Source organism: Microbacterium sp. A94, from assembly GCF_051842855.1.
In the GTDB taxonomy this organism is placed as follows: Bacteria; Actinomycetota; Actinomycetes; order Actinomycetales; family Microbacteriaceae; genus Microbacterium.
Genome location: NZ_JBPXMU010000007.1, coordinates 98623 through 115234, shown reverse-complemented (window position 1 = coordinate 115234; position 16612 = coordinate 98623). Strand labels below are relative to the sequence as shown.

14 protein-coding genes and 1 riboswitch are annotated in these 16612 nt (G+C 66.5%); of the genes, 2 read left to right on the top strand and 12 right to left on the bottom strand.

The window, feature by feature from the left end; genetic code table 11:
* Nucleotides 1-42: 42 nt before the first annotated feature.
* The 3 genes from ACSU1L_RS15980 to ACSU1L_RS15970 form a co-directional block, all read right to left on the bottom strand.
* On the bottom strand, nucleotides 43-846 hold the full coding sequence (locus tag ACSU1L_RS15980) for an energy-coupling factor transporter transmembrane component T family protein (RefSeq protein ID WP_438252800.1): 804 nt from the start codon (nucleotides 844-846) through the stop codon (nucleotides 43-45).
* Nucleotides 843-2393, bottom strand: coding sequence for an ABC transporter ATP-binding protein (locus tag ACSU1L_RS15975; RefSeq protein WP_439256460.1), 1551 nt, complete (start codon nucleotides 2391-2393; stop codon nucleotides 843-845). The genes ACSU1L_RS15980 and ACSU1L_RS15975 overlap by 4 nt, the downstream gene beginning before the upstream one ends.
* A complete protein-coding gene (locus ACSU1L_RS15970; protein ID WP_439256459.1) occupies nucleotides 2312-2965 on the bottom strand; it encodes an ECF transporter S component in 654 nt (217 codons plus the stop codon). Before ACSU1L_RS15970 ends, ACSU1L_RS15975 begins: the two co-directional genes overlap by 82 nt.
* Nucleotides 2956-3066: riboswitch (TPP riboswitch) on the bottom strand. Its footprint overlaps the gene before it by 10 nt.
* 70 nt (nucleotides 3067-3136) lie before the next feature.
* Between ACSU1L_RS15970 and ACSU1L_RS15965 the strand changes: the two genes are divergently transcribed.
* The gene (locus ACSU1L_RS15965; RefSeq protein WP_439256458.1) at nucleotides 3137-4762 is read left to right on the top strand and encodes a D-alanyl-D-alanine carboxypeptidase family protein; all 1626 of its coding nucleotides are present in this window, start codon (nucleotides 3137-3139) and stop codon (nucleotides 4760-4762) included.
* 74 nt (nucleotides 4763-4836) lie between these two features.
* On the opposite strand, the gene ACSU1L_RS15960 is transcribed toward ACSU1L_RS15965, so the two are convergent.
* The 3 genes from ACSU1L_RS15960 to ACSU1L_RS15950 form a co-directional block, all read right to left on the bottom strand.
* Nucleotides 4837-6930 (bottom strand): ABC transporter ATP-binding protein, encoded by a 2094-nt coding sequence (locus ACSU1L_RS15960; protein ID WP_439256457.1) that lies wholly within the window; start codon nucleotides 6928-6930, stop codon nucleotides 4837-4839.
* Complete coding sequence (locus ACSU1L_RS15955) at nucleotides 6927-8654, bottom strand: ABC transporter ATP-binding protein (protein ID WP_439256456.1); 1728 nt, start codon at nucleotides 8652-8654, stop codon at nucleotides 6927-6929. The genes ACSU1L_RS15960 and ACSU1L_RS15955 overlap by 4 nt, the downstream gene beginning before the upstream one ends.
* Nucleotides 8655-8778: 124 nt before the next feature.
* Nucleotides 8779-9840 carry an enoyl-CoA hydratase/isomerase family protein gene (locus ACSU1L_RS15950; RefSeq protein ID WP_438252793.1) on the bottom strand — a complete coding sequence of 354 codons (1062 nt, stop codon included), beginning with the start codon at nucleotides 9838-9840 and terminating at the stop codon, nucleotides 8779-8781.
* A 90-nt stretch (nucleotides 9841-9930) separates the two neighbouring features.
* Here ACSU1L_RS15950 and ACSU1L_RS15945 point away from each other — a divergent pair, with 90 nt between their 5' ends.
* Nucleotides 9931-11268 carry an ATP-binding cassette domain-containing protein gene (locus ACSU1L_RS15945; protein ID WP_439256455.1) on the top strand — a complete coding sequence of 446 codons (1338 nt, stop codon included), beginning with the start codon at nucleotides 9931-9933 and terminating at the stop codon, nucleotides 11266-11268.
* A gap of 2 nt (nucleotides 11269-11270) precedes the next feature.
* Here ACSU1L_RS15945 and ACSU1L_RS15940 read toward each other — a convergent pair whose 3' ends face one another.
* From ACSU1L_RS15940 to hemQ, 6 genes are all read right to left on the bottom strand, one after another.
* Nucleotides 11271-11720 (bottom strand): hypothetical protein, encoded by a 450-nt coding sequence (locus ACSU1L_RS15940; protein WP_438252791.1) that lies wholly within the window; start codon nucleotides 11718-11720, stop codon nucleotides 11271-11273.
* Nucleotides 11721-11786: 66 nt separating this feature from the next.
* Entirely contained in the window at nucleotides 11787-13109 is a 1323-nt protein-coding gene (gene hemL / locus ACSU1L_RS15935; RefSeq protein WP_439256454.1) for a glutamate-1-semialdehyde 2,1-aminomutase, read from the bottom strand.
* A gap of 27 nt (nucleotides 13110-13136) precedes the next feature.
* Entirely contained in the window at nucleotides 13137-14132 is a 996-nt protein-coding gene (gene hemB, locus ACSU1L_RS15930) for a porphobilinogen synthase (RefSeq protein WP_439256453.1), read from the bottom strand.
* Nucleotides 14129-14929 carry a uroporphyrinogen-III synthase gene (locus ACSU1L_RS15925; RefSeq protein ID WP_438252788.1) on the bottom strand — a complete coding sequence of 267 codons (801 nt, stop codon included), beginning with the start codon at nucleotides 14927-14929 and terminating at the stop codon, nucleotides 14129-14131. Before ACSU1L_RS15925 ends, hemB begins: the two co-directional genes overlap by 4 nt.
* A 10-nt stretch (nucleotides 14930-14939) precedes the next feature.
* Nucleotides 14940-15923: a hydroxymethylbilane synthase gene (hemC, locus tag ACSU1L_RS15920; protein WP_439256452.1), complete on the bottom strand. Its 984-nt coding sequence runs from the start codon at nucleotides 15921-15923 to the stop codon at nucleotides 14940-14942.
* A 3-nt stretch (nucleotides 15924-15926) separates the two neighbouring features.
* Nucleotides 15927-16604 carry a hydrogen peroxide-dependent heme synthase gene (gene hemQ / locus ACSU1L_RS15915; protein WP_438252786.1) on the bottom strand — a complete coding sequence of 226 codons (678 nt, stop codon included), beginning with the start codon at nucleotides 16602-16604 and terminating at the stop codon, nucleotides 15927-15929.
* Nucleotides 16605-16612 lie beyond the last annotated feature (8 nt).

Below are 16612 nucleotides of genomic sequence, written 5' to 3'. Positions count from 1 at the left end.
TTCGCGCGGAAACTGAGCCACAACCGGCCACTCGCAAGCCGGTTAAGAGGTGGGGCCCAGGATGAAGTTCCAGGTGTTGAAGACCACGGCGGCGGTCAGCGCAGCGGTGGGAATCAGCATCCCGATGATGAGCAGCACCGTATCGCCGCGGTCCCACGGCGACGGGCGAGCCCAGGTACGCGCTGCCGGGCCGCCGAAGCCGCGCGCCTCCATCGCGGTCGCCAGCGATGACCCGCGCCGGATCGCCAGGACGAACAGGGCGAACGCCATCCCGATCCCCCGCCGGATCCGCCCCTGATCGGCGACGCCGCGGGCTCGACGGGCCAGCGCCAGCGCACGCCAGTCATCAGCGAGTAATCCGAGCATCCGCATTCCGGCGAGCGCGCCGATCACGAAGCGGGCAGGAAGGTGCGCTCGTTGCGCCAGATCATCGGCCAGATCGGTGGGGTCCACGGTGACGAACAGCACGATCGCCGGCAGCCCGATGGCCAGCACGCGCACCGCCGTCGCCGCCGCGAGCGCCAATGAACCATCGCTGACGCGCATGACGAACCACTCGAAATAGACGGTTCCGCTCGCCTCGCCATACAGCGCGATCGTTACGGCACTGAGCGGCGCGGCAATCCACAGCACCGCGGTGCGCATCCAGAACTCCCGCGCTTTCAGCCCGGCGAGCAGCAGCAGCGGAATCTCCAGCACCAGCGCGACAGCAGCCGACAGCACATCGATCGTGAGGATCAGCGGGACGCTGATCAGCAACGCCGTCGCCAACTTCGCCAGTGCACTGCGCGGAGCGATGGGCCCGGTTCTCGGCACCCGGCCGGTATCAATGGCGAACGCGCTCACGATCCGAGCTCGATCCGACGCGCATGCAAAGCCTTCATCACGTCCTCATCGTGCGAGACAACGATGATCGCCGCGCCCTGGTCGCGCAGGCCCGCGATGATCGCGACGAGCTCCGCCCAGGTCACGGCATCCTGTCCGAATGTCGGCTCATCGAGCATGAGCACGTGCGGCCGGGTGGCAAGCGCGGCGGCCACCGTCAGTCGTCGCTTCTCGCCGCCGGAGAGCGTGTACGGGTTCGCCTCAGCCAGCGCGTTCAGCCGCAACCGGACGAGCAGGTCATCAACCCTGGCCGTGACCTCGCCCTCATCGAGGCCAAGGGCGCGCGGCCCGATCGACAGCTCTTCGCGCACGGTTCTGGCGAGCAGCTGATGCTCCGGGCTCTGCAGCACCGCACCGATGCGGGTGAGCAGCGCGCGCGAAGACCATTTCCCGGGGTTGGCTTTTTCACCGGATGCCAGCGAAGCGGATGCCGTGACCCGCCCGCTTTCGGGATCGATGAGCCCGGCCAGCGTCAGCCCGAGCGTGGACTTTCCCGTGCCGTTGCGCCCGACGATTCCGAGCACCTCACCCGCGCGCACGCCGACATCGACAGGGCCGGCGACTGGCATGCCCCGACGTCGTGAAACTACGAGCTGCTGCGCCTGCAGCAGCTCGCCACCCGGCGCCGCGACGGGCGCCGGCGGAGAGGTCGGCGGATGCCCGGGAACCCACACGCCCGCCGCGGCGAGTTCTTCGCCGCGGGCGCCGAGCACAGCCTCCGGTGTGCCGTCGGCGAGAACGACCGTCGAGTCCTCTTCCACGCCCAGCACGATCACGCGATCGACGAGCGGCAGCCACACATCGATGCGGTGCTCGATGACCACGAGCGTCGCTCCGGTTGCATCCAGCACGTTTTTGACCGCATCGCGCACCTCCTCGACCCCGGCGGGATCAAGGTTCGCGGTCGGCTCATCGAGCAGGATCGCCCCGGGGCGCATGGCCAGCACACCGGCGAGTGCGAGCCGTTGCTTCTGCCCGCCCGAGAGCGCGGCGGTTGAGCGGTCCCGCGGCAGATCGAGGCCGACCGCATCGAGCGCAGCATCCACTCGCGGCCAGATCTCCTCGCGCGGTATTCCGAGGTTCTCGCATCCGAAAGCCACATCGTCACCGACACGCGCCAGGATCGTCTGGGTATCGGGGTCTTGCAGCACCATCCCGACCCGGCCGTGCACCTGTGCCGCAGGCAGGCCGTCCACGTGCAGCTCGCCGATCTCCTCGCCCTCGTCGGCGCCGCCGAGCACACCGCCGAACGCCTGCAGCAGGGTCGACTTCCCCGATCCGGATGCGCCCAGCAACAGAACCCGCTCGCCGGCGGAGATGTTCAGAGTGACATCGCGCAACGCCCAGCGTCGGCGTGTGGCGTAACGCCAACCCCAGCCGTACGCCGAAAGCGCGGCTGGGGTCGACGTCACACCGGTGCCGATCGTCACACCCGCGGGGTTGCCGCGCGCCCAGAGGCGAAACGGCCCAGCGCACCGGTAGCGGCGAGCCCGCGAGCGATGAACCATCCGCCGAGGCCGGCGATGACGGCGCCGGAGATCGTGGTCGACGCGATGTACACGCTAGTGAACAGCACATCGGCGCCGGGGTACCAGAGGATGCGGTCATTGATGCCGCAGGCCACACCGGCACCGGCACCGGCGAGAACAGCCACCGGCAGGCGCCAGACGCCGTAGAGGAACAGCAGGAAGATGATCTCCGCGCCCAATCCCTGCACGATGCCGGACGCGATGGTCAGCGGCCCCCACTGGTTGCCGATGAGAGCGGAGATGACCGACGCGACGACCGAGGTGTAGATCGCGGCGCCCGGCTTGCGGATGATCAGCCCGCCGAGCACGCCGGCGAGCAGCCAGGGGCCCGCGAGAAGCCCCTGCACGCCGGGAAGCAGCGGCTTCAGCAGCGCGCTCGGTGCCTCATAGCCGACGTTCCAGAGCAGGAAGATGACGGCGCAGGCGACGGCGATCACACTGGCGACGACGATGTCGACGACGCGCCAACGCCACAGCTCCGAGCGGCGCAATCCCGTGGCTGTGGACGTGGCCGATCCGACAGATCCTGAAGCGGACATGGATGTACTCATTTGAACTCCTCCCTGCGCTGGCATTACCCAGATCAGGTTCGACGGTCGAAGCGCGGTTCGCTCCCTCTCAGCCCGACATTCGGGCTCCCGTGGTTGTGCTGATGATCATACCCGTCTGCAACCGCAGCCGGACTCAGCGCAGAGTGCGAGCGGATTCGGTAGCGTAGATGGGTGACCCCTGACGATGCCACGCCCGAGACGGGCACGCTCAGCCGCCGAGCACTGCGTGCACGCGCCCACAAGCGCGATGCTGAACACTCCCCCACGGAGCCGCCCAGCGAGAGTACAGAACAGGGGTCCGTCTCCGCGCCGATACTGTCGGATGCTACGCAGTCACCGTCCACGGATGCTCAAAAGCCGCCGGCACCTCCGGTCGGTCTTTTCGATTTCGATGCTGAGCTGAACGCGATCGAAACTGCTCTGGCGGAGCCATCGCCGCAGGCGCGGTGGGCTGACGCCGGCAGTTCGGGTTCCGCTCTCACCTGGCTCGATTCCGAAGCCGTGGCGGCGGGGACCCGTCCAGCCGATCTCGATGCGGTAACGATGCACGAGCCCGGTCCGGATCTGCTCGCCGGCGCTGCGCTTCGCTCCGGTGCGGCACGCACCTGGCTGCCGCCTCTGGGCGCTTTGGCCGCTCTCGCGGTGGCCTACTCGGCGACCATGCTGCTGTGGCCGTTGCACGAGGTGGCACCGACCGTGCAGGCAGCCGATTTCCAGCCGGTGGCGTCCGAGCCGGCGACAGTGTCCTGGCCGACCATCGGCAGTGCCGGTGTGAGCGTGGCCGGAGTCTCATCGATGGCCTCTGATGCGGCCGCCGTGCCGATCGCCAGCGTGACGAAGGTCGTCAGCAGTCTGATGGTGCTGGACGCGCTGCCGCTGCAGCCGGGCGAGACCGGGCCGGAGTACGGTTTCAGGTACAGCGACACCGTCGATTACTGGGACTACCGCCGCGCCAATCAGTCGGCACTGGATGTTCCTGTCGGCGGCGTGCTGAACGAATACCAGCTGCTTCAGGGCACGCTGCTGGGTTCAGCCAATAACTACATCGACCGTCTTGCCCGTGAGATCTGGGGTTCCGATCGTCGATTCGCCGAAGCTGCCGAGAAGTGGCTCGCGGACCGCGGCTTGGACGACATCACGATCGTGACGCCGTCGGGCTTCGATGAGGACAACGTCGCCACCCCGGAGGCTCTCTTGCGGCTCGCCGAGCGGGCGATGCAGAACCCGGTCTTCGCCGAGATCGTCGGTACCCCGAGCGTAGAACTGCCCGGCGCCGGACTCGTCGAGAACACCAACGGGATGCTGGCGGACCCGGGTGTCGTCGGGATCAAGACCGGAACCCTCGTCGGCTGGAGCCTGCTCACCGCGAAGGACATCACGGTCAATGGCACAACGGTTCGCCTGTACGCCGCGGTGCTGAACCAGGGCGACAACGACGAACGACTTGCCGTGACGCGGTCGCTGTTCTCCGGCGTGGAAGCCTCGTTGGCTGCGGCTTCCCCCGCTGTCGCGAAGGGCACGGTCGTCGGCGCAGTCAGCACGCCGTGGGGCGCGAGCGTCGATGTCATCACGGATGCCGATGCCGAGGTGGTGCTGTGGAACGGCGCCGCCGCGGCCTCGAACGTGGTTTTTGATCTGACCGATCAGCGCACCGGCGAGATCGGCACGCTGACAGTCACCGGCCCCGTGGATGCTGAAGAGATCAGTGTTTCGCTGGCCGAGGAGCTGTCCGGCCCGAGTCCGATGTGGCGGCTGACGCATCCGCTCGAACTACTCGGGCTCGACTCCGCGAACTGATCTTCGCCCGCAGATAAAGAGGGCCAGCAGACGACGAGGGCCGGCTACCCATGCAGCCGGCCCTCATCTCTTGCTCACGGTGTTTCGTCGACCACGACCTCGGCTTCTTCCGAGGCGACCACACCGATAGCGCCGGTCATCGCCTCTTCAGCGTCGATGTCGGTCGCGGCCTGCTCGAACTGCGACTGGTAGAGCCGCCAATAGGCGCCCTGCGCCGCAATGAGCTCATCGTGCGTGCCCTTCTCGACGATGTCACCATGCTCCATCACCAGGATGAGGTCGGCATCGCGAATCGTGGACAGCCGGTGCGCGATCACGAACGATGTGCGGCCCTGTCTGAGCGCGGCCATCGCATGCTGCAGCAAGAGCTCCGTGCGGGTATCGACGGCGCTGGTGGCCTCATCCAGGATGAGGATCGACGGCTTCGCCACGAACGCACGCGCGATCGTCACGAGCTGTCGCTCACCCGCAGACACGTTGGCGGCGTCTTCTTCGAGCACGGTGTCGTAGCCATCCGGCAGCGCGTGCACGAATCGGTCGACGTAGGTCGCCCTGGCGGCGTCGAGCACTTCCTCATCGCTGGCTGTTGCGCGCCCGTAGCGGATGTTCTCCAGGATCGATCCCGCGAACAGCCACGGGTCCTGCAGCACCATCCCGGTGCGGGAGCGCAGATCATCACGCGTCACCTCGGCGATGTCCTGCCCATCGAGAAGGATCCGGCCCGAGTTCAGCTCGTAGAACCGCATGATGAGGTTCACCAGTGTCGTCTTGCCGGCCCCGGTGGGGCCCACGATCGCAACGGTCTGCCCCGGCTCCACCCGGAAGGAGAGGTCGTTGATCAGCGGACGCTCCGGCGTGTACGAGAACGACACATTTTCGAACTCGATGACGCCTTGAGCCGCCTCACCCCGTGGCAGAGTCGGCGCGTCTTCGGCGTCGGGCTCCTGCTCATCAGCATCGAGGAAGTCGAACACCCGCTCTGCGGAGGCCGTACCCGACTGCACGATTGCTGCCATGCCGCCCAGTTCGCTCAGCGGCTGTGTGAACTGCTGTGAGTACTGGATGAAGGCCTGCACATCACCGAGGCGCAGCTGTCCGCTGGCGACCATCAGACCGCCAAGAACCGCGATGCCGACGTAGGTGAGACTGCCGATGAACGTCATCGCCGGCATGATGATGCCGGACAGGAACTGTGCTTTGAAGCTCGATTGGAACAGCTCTTCGTTCTCGGCCTGGAACTTGTCGAGAGCATCCTGCTCGCGGCCGTAGACCTTGACCAGTGCGTGGCCGGAGAAAGCCTCCTCAACGCGAGCATTGAGACGGCCAACCTTGCGCCACTGCATGCCGAAGGCCTTCTGCGAGCGCGGTCCGATGACCCCGAAGATCACGCCCATGAGCGGCAGTGCGACAAGAGCCACCAGCGCCAGCTGCCAAGAGATCGAGAACATCATCACGAGGACGCCGGCCACGGTCAGAACCGAGGTCAATGCCCCAGAGAGGGACTGCTGCATCGTCTGGGTGATGTTGTCGATGTCGTTGGTAACGCGCGAGATCAGTTCACCGCGCTGCACCTTGTCGAAGTACGCCAGCGGCAGCCGGTTGATCTTCGCCTCAACGTCTTCGCGGAGCCGCCACATCGCGCGGACCATGATCACGTTGATGACGTAGCCCTGAATCCAGCTCAGCAGCGCCGCACCGACATAGATGGCCAGAACGCCGATGATGATCCACCGCAGGCGTTCGAAGTCGATACCGGCACCGACCTCGAAGTCGCTGAAGGCTGCGACCATGTTGGCGAAGTCGTTCTGATCCTGCGAGCGCAGCAACTCAACGACATCGGCTTGCGACGTACCAGCCGGAACGCCGTTGTCGGCGAGCATCCGCGAGATGAAACCCTCGTAGATGATGTTGGTCGCCTCGCCGAGCACCTTGGGTGCTGCGACCATGAGCACGACACCGATCGCACCGAGGATCGAGACGATGACGAGCCAGATCGCCGACGGCTTCAGCAGCCCCAGCATCCGGCCGAAGCTCTTGCCGAAGTTATCGGCCTTGCCGGGGGTGGGAGCATCCCAACCACCGGCCTCCAGGCGCGCAGCGTCGGCGAGTTCTGCCTCGTACTGCTCTTCGGCGGTCAAAACGGCCGCTTCGTTCGTCGCATCGCTCATGCGTCCACTCCCAGCTGCGACTCAACGATCTCGCGGTAGGTCTTACTGGTTTCCAGTAGCTCGTCGTGTGTGCCGACGCCGACCATGGTGCCGCCCTCGAGGACGACGATGCGATCAGCATCGGCGATTGTCGAAACACGTTGCGCAACGACGATCTTCGTCACCTCTGGCAGCTCTCGCCACAGTGCCTGTCGCAACCGGGCATCGGTGGTGAGGTCCAGCGCGGAGAACGAGTCATCGAACACGAGGATCTCTGGCTGGTGCACGATGGCCCTGGCGATCGCCAGGCGCTGACGCTGACCTCCGGACACGTTCGTCCCGCCCTGCGAAATCCTGGATTCGAGCCCATCGGGCATCTCTTCGACAAAGTCACGACCCTGGGCGATCTCGAGCGCATGCCACAGCTCTTCATCGGTGGCTTCCTCGCGCCCGTACCGCAGGTTCGATGCGACAGTGCCGGTGAAGAGGAACGGCCGCTGCGGCACGAGGCCAATGCTCTTCCACAGCGCTTCGACATCAGCGGCACGAACGTCGGTGCCATTGACACTGACCGAGCCGCCCGTCACGTCGAACAGCCGCGGCAGCAGCGATACCAGCGTCGTCTTTCCGGAGCCGGTCGAGCCGACGATCGCGAGGGTCTCCCCCTTGCCTGCGGAGAACGTCACCCCCGAGAGCACTGGCGCTTCGGCGCCCGGATAGGTGAACTCGACATCCTTCAGGTCGATGGTGCCGGGTGCCGGGAAATCCACGACACCGTTCTCGGGGCGCTCCAACCCTGATTCGGCATCCAGCACCTCGCCCACGCGTTCAGCGGAAACAGCAGCGCGGGGGATCATCATCGCCATGAAGCTCGACATGATGACGCCCATCATGATCTGGCCGATGTACTGCATGAACGCGAACAGCGTGCCGACCTCGACGTTCCCGGCGTTGATCTCGATGCCGCCGAACCAGATCACCGCGACGACCGTGACGTTCAGAATCAGCATGAACAGCGGGAACAGCAGCACGAAGAGGGACCCGATCTTGCGGCCCAGAATCATCAGGTCGGTGTTCGCACCGCGGAATCGCTCTTCTTCGATCCGCTCGCGCACGAATGCCCGCACGACGCGAACGCCGGTGAGCTGCTCGCGCATGATCCGGTTGATCGCATCGAGCTTGGCCTGGTTGCGCCGGAACAGCGGCACCATCCGGCTGATGATGATCACGGCAACCACCAGCAGCACCGGCACCGAGACGCCGATCAGCCAGCTGAGCCCGACGTCCTGCTGGACGGCCATGATGATGCCGCCGATGGCCAGCAGCGGCGCGGTGACGAACATCGTCGCCCCCATCATCGCCAGCATCTGCACCTGCTGCACATCGTTCGTGTTGCGGGTGATCAGCGACCCCGCGCCGAACTGCGAAACCTCGCGTTCGGAGAAGCCACTCACCCGCGAGAAGACGTCGGCGCGAATGTCACGACCGACACTCATCGCCGCCTTCGCCGCAAAGTACGTCGCGATGACCGAGCAGACGATCTGGCCGAGCGACACCACGAGCATGAAGCCGCCCGTGCGCCAGATATAGCCGGTATCGGCCTGAGCGACGCCCTTGTCGATGATGTCGGCGTTCAGGCGCGGCAGATAGAGGGTTGCCAGTGCGCTGGCGAACTGAAAAACAAGTACGCCGACGAGGAGCCAGCGGTATTTGCGGAGGTAACGGAAGAGAAGTTTTCCGAGCATGAAAGTGTCCTTGACAGAGAGGGGCCGAATCGGCCACAACACAGGTTGTCACGAACCTCAGACATTCGAAATACCCGCGTGCGATTATCCGCTCAGGGCGAACGATTCGCAGGTCACGGTCTGATTATTCCCACAGCGCCTGCTCGGGAGCATACGCCCGAGCGGCCGCTCCGGCATCGGTCTCGAGCTCATCGATTGTGGCCGGCTGCCACTTCGGCGTGCGGTCCTTATCGACCAGCTGCGCTCGGATTCCCTCGACGAGATCGGGGTGCTCGTGAGCGAACCACATCACCCGGCGGTACTCGCCGCGCAGCGCGTCGCGCAGGTCGCCCTCGCGGGCCTCACGGACGGCGTCGAGCGTGACGGCGAGACCCGTGGGTGACAGCTCTCGAAGTGTCTCGGCTGTGGCGGATGCCGCGGGCTCAGACCGTTCGGACAGCCGCTGCATGATCTCTCCGACGGAGTCGGCCGCGAACACCTCGTCGATCCAGGCCCGTTCATCGGCGAGCGCTGACGGCTCCGGCGTCTCGTCGAACAGGAGGACGAGCTCAGACGGGCTGGTCGGATCGGCGCGCTTGCCCAGGGCCTCGCGAAGCTCGGGCAGGTGTTGTGAGGGCACGAAGTGATCGGCGAACCCGGCGTAGATGGCATCCGTTCCGCTCATCGTGGTGCCGGTCAGTCCGAGATACTCGCCGAGCCGTCCCGGGGCCCGGCCGAGCAGCAGCGTGCCGCCGACGTCGGGGGTGAAGCCGATTCGGGTCTCGGGCATCGCCAGGCGGCTGCGCTCGGTAACGATTCGGATCGCGGCATGGCCGGCAAGGCCGATGCCGCCGCCCATCGTGATGCCGTCGGCGAAGACCACGACCGGCTTCGCGTACTCGGCGATCATCCGGTTGAGGGTGTATTCGGCGCGGAAGAACGTGGCGGTGCTCTCCGGTCGCCCCGCGGTGATCTCGTCGTACAGCATCCGCACGTCACCCCCGGCGCACAGGCCCCGTTCGCCGGCTCCGTCGATGAGCACGATGTCGATGTCGGAGTCGTACCGCCAGGCCTCGAGTGCCGCGGTGAGCTGCTGGATCATGGCGAGATTGAGTGCGTTGATCGGCCTCGGCCGGTTCAGGGTGAGCCACCCCAGCGATCCCTCAGTGCGGATCAGAACGGCGGATGCCTCGTCGATGTCAGTCACGAAAGCCACGTTACAACGGCTGATCTGGTCGTTCTGCACCCACGAAAGGCGAGATTCTGTGCGTTTTCCGGCAGGATAGGGGGAACGACCATGCAGGAAAGGCCTCGGATGCCCGACGGACAGCTCATTGAGTTCGACCACGTGACAAAGCGCTTTGGCGCTGTCGCCGCCGTCTCCGACTTCTCCGCGCGCGTCAATCCCGGTGTCGTGACAGGGTTCCTCGGCCCGAACGGTGCCGGCAAGACGACCACTCTGCGCGTACTTCTCGGACTCGAGAAGCCCACCTCGGGAACCGCCACCCTCGGCGGCACGCGCTACGCGGAACTGCGAAATCCCGCTCGCGTGGTCGGCGCCATGCTGGAGGATCCCGGCTTCCGCCCTCGGCGCACGGTCGAGCGTCATCTCACCGCTGCGGCCAAGGCCAACGGCATCTCTTCCTCGCGGGTGGCCGAACTCATCGCTTTCGTCGGTCTCGGCGGCGACGTCGACACACGCATCTCGGCGCTTTCGCTCGGCATGCGCCAGCGGCTCAGCGCGGCCACCGCTCTGCTCGGCGACCCGGGCGTCCTCATTCTCGATGAGCCGGCCAACGGCCTCGATCCCGAAGGCATCCGGTGGATGCGTACGCTCATCCGCGGCCTGGCCGCTGAGGGACGCACCGTGCTGGTGTCATCGCACGTCCTTTCCGAGATCGAGCAGACGGCCGACGAGATCCTCGTCATCGCGAACGGCAAGCTGAAATTCGCCGACACCATGGAGAATCTCGCCGACCCGCGGACCGGTCCGGTCGTAGTGGATGCTGAAGACCGCTCCGCGTTGTCGGAGACCCTGAGCGGCGCGGGTTATGAGTTCGAGGTGCTGCGCTCCGGTCTGACTGTGCGCGGCAGCGATGCCGCCACCATCGGCAGCTTGACTGCCCGCGCCGGCGTCGCACTGACCACGCTGCAGCAGCGGGGACCGACACTCGAGGACGTCTTCCTCGACCTCGTGAACGACCGCTACCAGGCCCCGGCCCCGCTGGCGGCTCCGGTCGCCGAGCCCGAGCAGGTCGCCGAACCCAAGCCCGTCGCCGAACCCGCCCCGGTCGCCGAGCCCGAGCCGGTCGCCGAGCCCGAGCAGGTCGCCGAACCCGAGCCGGTCACCGAACCCGAACCGGTCACCGAACCCGAACCTGTCACCGAACCCGAACCTGTCGCCGAGCCCGAACCGGTCGAAGCGCCTACGGTCGCCCCCGCAGAAGAAGATCGTCCGCTCCCCGGTCTCGCGGGTCTCGCCGCGATGGCCAGCGCGTTCAACACGCCAGAGCCGGTCGCAGTACCCGAAAGCGATGCGCCGGGCCGCGACGAGACCGTGTCCGCTGAGCAGACTCCAGACGAACCAGCCTCAGACGAACCAGCCGCAGAAGATTCTGCGGCTGAGCAGCGCTGACCTCAGGCCGGGCGCGGCCGGATCACCGGACGCTGACGCCCCTTCACCACCGGAATCGGTGCGGTGCTGGCAATCTCGACGACATCGACGGGATCCTCTGAGACATCGAGCCGCAGCGCCTGTGTGAGGGCGAGGCCGTGCCGGGTGGTGAGGATCAGCCGGTGGAACTGCTCATCGCCGTGCAGGTCGATGACCACGCTCGGGCGACGCCCACGGACCATGACGAAGTCGGTGGTGGCCGCGGCCTTCCAGGTGCCGGCGGCGACGATTCCGGGAATGTGCGTGCCGGGGCCCGGCACGCCGCGCAACCACGTCCAGGCGTCGTCGGTCAACTGAACCTTCTGGATCGTCTCGCGAGAGATCCGCAGGTTGTCACGGTGAAACGTCGCGGCCCGCTCAAGCGGGGAGAGCACAACTTCCAGCTGTGTCTGATCCAGAAGCAGCGTCACCATGCATCCAGTCTGCCAGCGGTAGCCGCAAATCTGTCGGCAACTTGCTCACAGTGCCACAACAATCAGTCAGAGACGAGCGGATGCTGCTGCCGCCGCTGCCGCGGGCAACGCTGCCTCGATGCGAGACAGCGCGGCGTCATCATGTGCGGCGGTAAGGAACCAGGCTTCGAAAACGCTCGGCGGAAGCGCAACGCCCTGCTCACGCATGGCGTGGAAGAAGGGCGGGTACCGGAACGACTCCTGCGCCAGCGCCTCAGCGTAGGTGCGCGGAGGTGCAGGCGCGAAGGCGACCCCGAACAGGTTGCCGGCTCGCGGCACCGCGTGGATGACTCCGGCGTCGGTGAGGGCCGCATCCAGAGCGTTCGCAATGCGTGTCGCCGCGGCATCCACCCGTGCATAAACGGCCGGGGTTGCCAGCCGCAGCGTGGCCAGCCCCGCGGCCACCGACAGCGGGTTCCCCGACAGCGTTCCCGCCTGATAGACCGGGCCCACGGGTGCGAGCTGGTCCATGACCTCGGCCCGTCCGCCGAGGGCGGCCAATGGCATCCCTCCGCCGACGACCTTGCCGAAGGTGATGATGTCGGGAAGGTATTCCTCGCCCAGCGAGGCCTGCAATGCCCAGAATCCGGCGTGATGCACCCGGAAGCCGGTGAGCACCTCGTCCAGGATCATCAGTGCGCCATGCGCGTGCACAGTGTCGGCGATGAAGCGGTTGAACCCCGGGTCAGGAGCCACGACGCCCATGTTGGCCGCAGCAGCCTCGACGATGACGGCGGCGATGCGGTCGCCGTGTTCGGCGAAGACGGCGGTGAGGGCATCCCGATCGTTGTATTCGATCACCAGCGTCTGCGCGGCGATCGGCGCCGGCACTCCGGCCGACCCAGGAAGCGCCAGGGTCGCAACTCCAGATCCTGCTTCGGCAAGCAGGCCGTCGGAGTGCCCGTGATAGTGACCGGCGAACTTCACCAGCAGGTCGCGTCCGGTAACGCCCCGAGCCAATCGGATCGCCGTCATCGTGGCCTCGGTGCCAGTGGAGACCAGACGCACCCGCTCGATCGGTGCGAGGTCACCCAGCCGCACGCGCTCCGCGATCACGCGGGCGAGTTGGACCTCACCCGCGGTGGGTGCGCCGAACGACAGGCCGCGCGTGGCGGCGTCCTGCACCGCGGAGACAACCTCTGGATGCGTGTGCCCGAGCAGGGCCGGACCCCACGAGGCGACGAGGTCGACGTATTCGGTGCCGGCGGCGTCCGTTACATAGGGGCCCTGTGCGGATGCCAGGAACCGGGGCGTCCCACCGACGGAACCGTAGGCGCGTACCGGTGAGTTCACCCCTCCGGGAGTGACCGCCTGCGCGGCGGTGAAGAGGTCATCGTTGCGATCAGTCATCAGAAGCTCCTCAGCCAGGAAACCGGATCAGTTCCGAAGCCACTCAGCGGCCTCGGTCGCCCAATACGTCAGAACCGCATCGGCGCCCGCGCGGCGAATCGACAGCAGCGATTCCAGCACGGCGGCCCGGCGATCGATCCAGCCGTTCGCACTCGCGGCCTCGATCATCGCGTACTCGCCGGAGACCTGGTACGCCCAGACCGGAACGTGTACGGCATCGCGCACCTCGCGCAGCACGTCGAGGAAGCCCATCGCGGGTTTGACCATCACGACGTCAGCACCTTCGGCTTCATCGATCAGCGCCTCGCGCAGCCCCTCGCGGCGGTTGCCGGGATCGAGCTGATAGGTGCGGCGGTCGCCCTGCAGCTGCGAGTCGACGGCTTCGCGGAACGGGCCGTAGAACGCGCTGGCGTACTTGGCCGCGTACCCGAGCAGTAGCGTGTCGGTGAAGCCGGCAGCATCCAGCCCCTGCCGAATTGCCGTGACCTGGCCGTCCATCATGCCGGACAGTCCCAGCAGGTGGGAGCCTGCGCGAGCCTGCGCAAGCGCCATCGACACGTAGCGCTCCAGCGTCGCATCGTTGTCGATGACGGGATCGCCCCCTGAGCTGGTCGAAGGGCGGAGCACGCCGCAGTGACCGTGGTCGGTGAATTCGTCCAGGCACAGGTCGGTCTGCACGACGAGCGCGTCGCCGACCTCGTCGATCAGCGCGGCGGTGGCGCGGTTCAGGATGCCGTTGGCGTCATCCGCTCCGGATCCCTGAGCATCACGCACCGCAGGAACGCCGAACAGCATCACCCCGCCGACGCCCGATTCAGCCGCCTCCACTGCCGCTCGGCGCAGCGAGTCCATCGAATGCTGGACGATGCCAGGCATCGATGAGATCGCCGTCGGCTCAGCGATCCCCTCGCGCACGAACATCGGCAGCACCAGCTGTCGTGCTTCCAGCGAAGTCTCCCGAACGAGAGCACGAACGGCCGGGCTGGTGCGAAGCCGACGCGGACGAACCTCGGGGAAGCTCACGGTGCGAACTCGTCAGCGGCATGCGGAAGCGTGAAGTGCGAGACCGCGTCGATCAGCGCGTCAACCGTCTGCTTGTCGGCCACCACGGTGATCGGAAGACCGGCCTTACGAGCATCACTTGCGGTGCGCGGTCCGATCGCGGCGAGCAGCGTGTCATCAGGGATGTCAGGGAACTGCTCGCGCACCTGCTGCGCGACGGATCCGCTCGTGATGAGGATCGCGTTGATGCGCCCGCTGTCGACGTCACGACGGATGCGATCGGTGACCGGCACGCCCACGGTGCGGTACGCGACGACGCTCGATACGTCGTGCCCGGCTTCGATCAACGAGCGGGTGAGTACGGGCTTCGCGATCTCGCTGCGCAGCGTCAGGATCCGGCGCGGCTCGGGCTCAAGGGCAATCAGCTGCTGTGCCATGCCGGCAGCGGAATTGTCGCGTTCGGGTACCAGGGTGACTTCGTATCCGACCGCCTGGAGAGCTGCGGCCGTGGTTTCACCCACTGCGGCGATCTTGGTCGACTTGGGAACCTCGGCGCGGTGCGCGAAGAGAACGTCCACCGTCGTCGCACTGGTGACGGTCAGCCAGTCGAACTCTCCGGCAGCCAGCTTCGCGAGTGCAGCGTCAAGCGCTGCCTGGTCGTTGGTCGGGCCGAAGTTGATCAGTGGCGCGACGACAGGAACTGCTCCCTGCGCACGCAGGCTCGCGGCGACACCGTCGCCCCAGGGGCCCCCTCGCGGAACGAGGACGCGCCAGCCGGTCAACGGCTTATCTTGCTTCGTTTCGGGTGTGCTGATCATTGAATTGCTCTCAGGAGACGAGTCCGGCCGCCCCTTGATCGAGCAGCCGACGGGCGACAGAAAGTCCGATCTCGCGTGCTGCGTGATTCGGGTCCGCACCATCGGCAGTATCCGCTCCGTTGCCACTGCCGTTCACACGAATATACCCCCGGTTCAGGGATTCCGTGACGTCGAGGTCGATCACACGCTCTCCTTCGGGTGCGTAGACAGCCGTTCGCACTCGAACAGCATCACCGGCGACGACCGCATGAGCGGCCATCGGCGCCTGGCATCCGGCATCCAATCCCTCGAGGATTCCGCGCTCCACGGAGATCGCCAGACGGGTGTCTTCATCGTCGAGCCGGGCGAGGAAGCCGCGCAGCTCGGCGGGCGCGTCGGAGGTCGTCTCCACCGCGAGCGAGCCTTGGCCAGGAGCCGTGGGCCAGGTGGTCAGATCCAGCTCTTCACGGGAGAGTGGCGTGTCAGATCCCAGTCGCGAGAGGCCAGCTGCCGCGAGGATGACAGCATCCAGCTCGCCGGATTCGACCCTCGCCAGGCGCGAATCGACGTTCCCGCGGATGTCGACCACCTCGGCCTGGGGTGCACGGCGATGCACCTGCGCGATGCGCCGCGGCGAGCCGGTACCGACCTTCGCACCGGCGGGCAACTGATGCAGCGGTGTGCCGTCGCGCGTGATGACGACATCATGCGCCGCCTCCCGGACCGGGGTCGCGCCGATCACGAGCCCGGCTGGCATGGCCGTGGGAAGGTCTTTCAGGGAGTGGACGAGGATGTCGCACTCACCGGCGAGCAGCGCCTCGCGCAAGCGGGTGGCGAAGATGCCGAGCCCACCGATCTCCGAGAGGGATGCACGGTTCGTGTCACCCTCCGAGACGATCGGGACGAGCTCGACCTTCCGGCCGGAGATCTTCTCCAACGCTGCGGCGACGTGTCCGGACTGGGCTTGGGCAAGGGCGCTGCGGCGAGTGCCGAGACGAATAGGAGTGTTCATCATGACCTACTGCAGAACGTCCGCGATCTCGTCAAAGCGCAAGCGCCGACCCGTGTAGAACGGCACTTCCTCTTTCACGTAACGGCGAGCCTCGGTGTAGCGAAGGTCGCGCATGAGGTCGACGAGTTCAGTGACATCGTCTGCTTCCAGCGGCAGCAGCCACTCGTAGTCGCCCAGGGCGAAGGATGCCACGGTGTTCGCGATGACGCCCGTGAAGGCGGCGCCCTTCCGACCGTGATCAGCGAGCATCGCGCGGCGCTCTTCTTCCGGTGCGAGGTACCACTCGGGGGTGCGCACGAACGGATACAGGCACAGCCACCCCTTGGGCTCGACGCCGCGGAGGAACCCGGGAACGTGAGCACGGTTGAACTCGGCATCGCGATGCACGCCCATGACGTTCCACACCGGCAGCAGGGTGCGCAGCAGCTCGGTGCGGCGCAGGCGACGCAGCGCCTTCTGCAGGTCTTCGGCGGTGTCGCCGTGCAGCCAGACCAGCAGGTCCGCGTCAGCCTTCAGACCGGAGACGTCGTAGAAGCCGCGGATCGTGACTCCGGAGTCTTCGATGTGACCGGAGATCGTCTCGAGCTCGGTCGCATCGGTCTCGGTGACGGGCGCGTCCGGATTACGGCGCCAGACCGCCCAGAGTGTGAAGCCAGAAGGGTTTTGTTCGGTTGCATCGGACATGCTTCCAG

Coding starts and splice junctions, on each gene's coding strand:
- ACSU1L_RS15960 (WP_439256457.1), bottom strand. CDS start 6,930: ATGAGCGATGCGACGAACGAAGCGGCCGTTTTGACCGCCGAAGAGCAG.
- hemC (WP_439256452.1), bottom strand. CDS start 15,923: ATGATGAACACTCCTATTCGTCTCGGCACTCGCCGCAGCGCCCTTGCC.
- ACSU1L_RS15925 (WP_438252788.1), bottom strand. CDS start 14,929: ATGATCAGCACACCCGAAACGAAGCAAGATAAGCCGTTGACCGGCTGG.
- hemQ (WP_438252786.1), bottom strand. CDS start 16,604: ATGTCCGATGCAACCGAACAAAACCCTTCTGGCTTCACACTCTGGGCG.
- ACSU1L_RS15970 (WP_439256459.1), bottom strand. CDS start 2,965: ATGAGTACATCCATGTCCGCTTCAGGATCTGTCGGATCGGCCACGTCC.
- ACSU1L_RS15940 (WP_438252791.1), bottom strand. CDS start 11,720: ATGGTGACGCTGCTTCTGGATCAGACACAGCTGGAAGTTGTGCTCTCC.
- ACSU1L_RS15975 (WP_439256460.1), bottom strand. CDS start 2,393: ATGGTTCATCGCTCGCGGGCTCGCCGCTACCGGTGCGCTGGGCCGTTT.
- ACSU1L_RS15945 (WP_439256455.1), top strand. CDS start 9,931: ATGCAGGAAAGGCCTCGGATGCCCGACGGACAGCTCATTGAGTTCGAC.
- ACSU1L_RS15955 (WP_439256456.1), bottom strand. CDS start 8,654: ATGCTCGGAAAACTTCTCTTCCGTTACCTCCGCAAATACCGCTGGCTC.
- hemL (WP_439256454.1), bottom strand. CDS start 13,109: ATGACTGATCGCAACGATGACCTCTTCACCGCCGCGCAGGCGGTCACT.